Source organism: Asaia sp. VD9 (assembly GCF_037150015.1).
In the GTDB taxonomy this organism is placed as follows: Bacteria; Pseudomonadota; Alphaproteobacteria; order Acetobacterales; family Acetobacteraceae; genus Asaia.
The window spans coordinates 1-3,941 of record NZ_JBBCQM010000033.1 but is presented as its reverse complement, the minus strand read 5'-3'; the positions used below and the strand labels follow the sequence as shown (position 1 = coordinate 3,941).

The following is a 3,941-nucleotide window of genomic DNA, read 5'->3' as shown; positions in this document are numbered from 1 at the left end:
TCCAGGCCGACATATTTCAGATCATCATTGTGGGTAGCACACATGCTGTCCTCCATCATTTCCGTGACTGGGGTCATCATACACGTATGGCATCCCCTCTCGTCGCGATTACGCCATGTCCCGACACCTTCAGATCCGCCGGCAACGCAGCGCAGGTCTAGGGGTCATCTCAGGGGACCCGTCTGCACGGAGCGACCAAAGGGAGCGCAGGAAGATGGGGTGGATGATCCCCTAGACCGGAGCGAGGCTGCTGGCACCAGCGCAGCCCCCCTTGGGGGGGCGAGCACCGGGGGGACATACCGGGCTTCCGATCGTTACCCGGATGGGTAGAGACAGACGGCGACCGCAGCGCAGCGCAGGGCGGCGGCTGGCTCCGGTGAGTTGGCCGGGAGACAGGTGCAGCGCACCTGGCTCGCGGCCTTACGAACTAGAGCGGAGATCAAGCCCCCGAAAAAACCCGCACGCATCATCAGAACAGGTCATCTAGGGAACAAGAAGAAGCGATCTGATTTGTAAAACCTGATTAAATGGCGGTCTGGTGCAGTTTTAATTGAGAAAAATGTAATTTTCTGCGAAATTTCTGTTCCCACGAACAGGGAATCACAGCCATGAAGAGACTGTTTATTGCGATCGGGGCAGCAATGATCGGCGGTGCTGTTTCGTATTCACCGGCCGCCCATGCGGAGCCCTGTGCGGCTTTGTTGTGCATGGCCGGAATGCCGGCGACAGGTGCAGGTTGCAGCGGCCCGGTCGGAGAATTTTTCAGTATTCAGGTATGGGGCTTTTGGGGATACGAGCCAGGTGCAACGGCAGCAAGGCGTGCCGCGTTTTTGAACTCGTGCTCCGGGGCGGCGGCCAACGAAGCAGTCGTGCAGAGGATCATCGGGACGTACGGGACACTGCTCGCTGCGCCATGACGAAAGACGCGGTTCCCCTCATGGTGGCGCATGTCATGAGAGGAACCGCGAAGGCGGACGTGGGATGACAGGCCGATCGCCATTGCGCGATGATCGCGGCGAATTCCTGGCCAAGGGCACGATCGAGCTGATCGGGATAATTGCCGGCCTGACCAATCAGACCGAAAACGACTGTCATATCTTCCACGATGGCCCTATCGAGCGCCCATAGCGACGTGAGATCAAACGATCCGCACGATCCTGCATTCCACCATGCCAGCAGGAAATCCGCGACACGCCGCGATTGTCCGGTGTCACCCTTTGCAATTTTAATCAGGCGTGCCAGCGCCGCCCGTTCATTGTCCTGTTTCGCGGTCATGGGTCTTTTCCGGGGTTTGTTGGTTTGAGCTGGCGGGCTGTGAGCGTCACCCCACAAAGGGTTTCCAGGTCCATTTTGCGGTCAGGTCTTCATCATCAATCTCGAAGCCCATCTCCTTCAGTCCGGTCAGGACCATGTTCACGAGGCGCATTCCCGGATGCTCGCGCATCCAAAGTTCTGCCGCTACGCGGACATAGACCGGCAGGCTGACGGAGAGCCCGACCAGCTCGCCCGTGTCGTCGCCCGTATGCGGTTTGAGACGCCGCTTGCGTTCGGGTACCAGATCCTCGGGCTCCACATGCACGCCGATCGTCTTCAGCGCCTGAAGGATGGCGCAGCGCATGGAGGTGTCGTTATCGTTTACATACTCTTCGAGCTGCCGGCGCACGGCGGGCTTGACGCGGAACAGCGTCAGGCGCGGGGTGCGATCAAGGACAGGGACAGCAGACGCGGATTCAGACATCGAAACTCTTTCAAGGCACAGATCCTCTCCTTTAACATATATCGGATATAATAACGAGAGAGCCGGCCGCCCTCCATCTGGACGGGCAAGCGGACCGACCCCACGCAGATATGTGCGGGAAAGGGGCCATCGGCGCCGACCGGGTATCCCGGCCGGGCAACAGACATCCGCTCATAGCGGCGGACGAGAGCTTCGTATCTCACGCGATCAGTCATCGCTTCATCCTTTTATATCCGCGATATAATAGAGACACGGACGTTCACCACGATCGTCCGTGCTTGCTGGTCTAGTCGCCCAGGTGAGCTTCCCCGGCTGGCTCAGCGTCATCAGGGGGCGGTTCCCGCAAGGCGGCATCGACCAGTGACCTGAGCCGCCATACGGGGACCATGATCCGGAAGGCCATCCCGTATGAATCGGCCGCGCTTTGCACCCATGAGCGGATACGCTCGACCGGCGCATTCTCTGCTTTCATCGCCACGGCCAAGCTCATGAGATGGGCCATCAGCTCGTCCAGCTCGAACTCAACCACGCGCAGGGCATCTTCGAGACTATGTTCGGCCAGTTTTTCAAAATCTGCCGAAATATTCTGGCGTTCTGCTTCCTCTGCTAGTTTGGCTTCCAGATGGGCCACGGCATCGACATAGCTCGTGAGACCCATCAGGACCATTTTCGCTTCGGTCCGTGCATCGACCATGATGCGCAGGGCAAGAACCGCGTCTGCCACGGGTCCGGTTCGCTTGCCATTCGCAGGACTGTCATCTGTCTGCGTCATGCTGTGCTTCCGGCCCGCATTTATTGACGATATGGCATTCATGCTGCGGTCCTCCTGACGAAATCACAAGAAAAACCCGTTTGTTTTTTGAATCGTTTCAGTCGATACGCAGCCCCGTGCTGTCGATACGGGAAAGAACGGTATCTGTTGTCATCCAGCCCGCCACCCGACCGAAGCCGATGAAGGGGACCAGGACGGTATAAACAGAGTCCAGATCGTAGCTGGTGCGCTGGTCCCGTGGACCTTCCCACAGGCATGACAGCATCAGCCCCTCGATCTCGGTGCCGTCGCTGCCGATGGTCGTGACCCACAGATCCGGCAGGACGGCGGCTTCGCAGGCGCGAACGCGGCCCTTACGGGTCCAGTAGGCCATCAGATCCGGCTTTGTCTTCATCGCCGAAATCGTGCTGTATTCGTCGCGATCCAGCCGGATCAGCGGCAAGGTATTGTGAAGAGGCGATACCTGTTTTTCGGCGTGGTCTTCCTTGGACATAGGGCTATCCTCCCTGTGCGACGGATCGAACGGTTTTATCCTCCCGGCCCGCCTCTAATATATACGAGATATAATAAAGAGGGTTCAAGAGAAAAATGAAATTTTTCTCGCGAATGGTGGAGAGGCCGGCAAGACGGCCTCTCTCCCGGATTCAGGCGCAGGCTGCCTGCTCTTGCTCGGCCAGTATCTCGGCATGGAAGGCTTCCATCGCGCGCTGGCTTTCTTCAGGGTCGATCAGGTAGGCATGAAAGCCGGTGAGGACGGTAAAGCCCGCCGCTTCCAGCGCCTGTTGTACCTCGGTGATACCCCATAGGGCACTCGCATACTCGGCCTCTTCGCGCTGCTCGTCGGGGACATATTCCAGGCCGCATGATGCGGCTTCATAACGGGCGATCGCGTCGTCCTCGGGGTCATCATACACGCCATACCTGATGCTGAGATCGACGGTCATGGAACTGGTGGCCTTGGCCTGTTTCATCGCATCTTCGAAGTGCTGGACATAATACATCCGATCACGCAGCTCGTTTCGGGTCGCATAGGAATCTTCCGAGGTATCATCCAGCCGGTCGGACAGGCGGCTGTACCATGCCTGCGTGTCGGTGATGGCGCGATCAAGAACGTCTGCCGGATTGGGGCGAGGTGGCATCTTTTTGGAGCGGAACAGAAAGCCCATCAGACCGGAAAGAAGTGACATAGGTTTACCCTCCCATGTTCGGACGGGGAGGGGGACGATCCCCCCACGTTTTCCCGCCCGGTGTCTCTATTATATACAAGATATAATAAGGGAGAGGCAAGAGAAAACGGCAGTATTCCGCCAAAAATTACCCTTGCATCCGCCCCCTCAAAACCCCAGCCTTTCGTTCGACCTGCCAGCGGCAGGGCGAAAGGCAGCGCAGCGACGCCTTTCGTTCTTTAATCGCGTGCAAGGTCTCTCCAGC

5 protein-coding genes are annotated in these 3,941 nt (G+C 58.3%); all 5 read right to left on the bottom strand.

The window, feature by feature from the left end:
• Positions 1–879: 879 nt before the first annotated feature.
• Positions 880–1,275: a hypothetical protein gene (locus tag WFJ47_RS16400; protein WP_007284694.1), complete on the bottom strand. Its 396-nt coding sequence runs from the start codon at positions 1,273–1,275 to the stop codon at positions 880–882.
• Between the two features lie 46 nt (positions 1,276–1,321).
• Entirely contained in the window at positions 1,322–1,738 is a 417-nt protein-coding gene (locus WFJ47_RS16395; RefSeq protein ID WP_007284693.1) for a hypothetical protein, read from the bottom strand.
• Between the two features lie 286 nt (positions 1,739–2,024).
• On the bottom strand, positions 2,025–2,510 hold the full coding sequence (locus tag WFJ47_RS16390; RefSeq protein WP_010665807.1) for a hypothetical protein: 486 nt from the start codon (positions 2,508–2,510) through the stop codon (positions 2,025–2,027).
• Positions 2,511–2,607: 97 nt separating this feature from the next.
• Positions 2,608–3,003, bottom strand: a complete 396-nt coding sequence (locus WFJ47_RS16385) for a hypothetical protein (RefSeq protein ID WP_007284689.1) — start codon at positions 3,001–3,003, stop codon at positions 2,608–2,610.
• Positions 3,004–3,154: 151 nt separating this feature from the next.
• Positions 3,155–3,697, bottom strand: coding sequence for a hypothetical protein (locus WFJ47_RS16380; RefSeq protein WP_062810081.1), 543 nt, complete (start codon positions 3,695–3,697; stop codon positions 3,155–3,157).
• Positions 3,698–3,941: the final 244 nt, after the last annotated feature.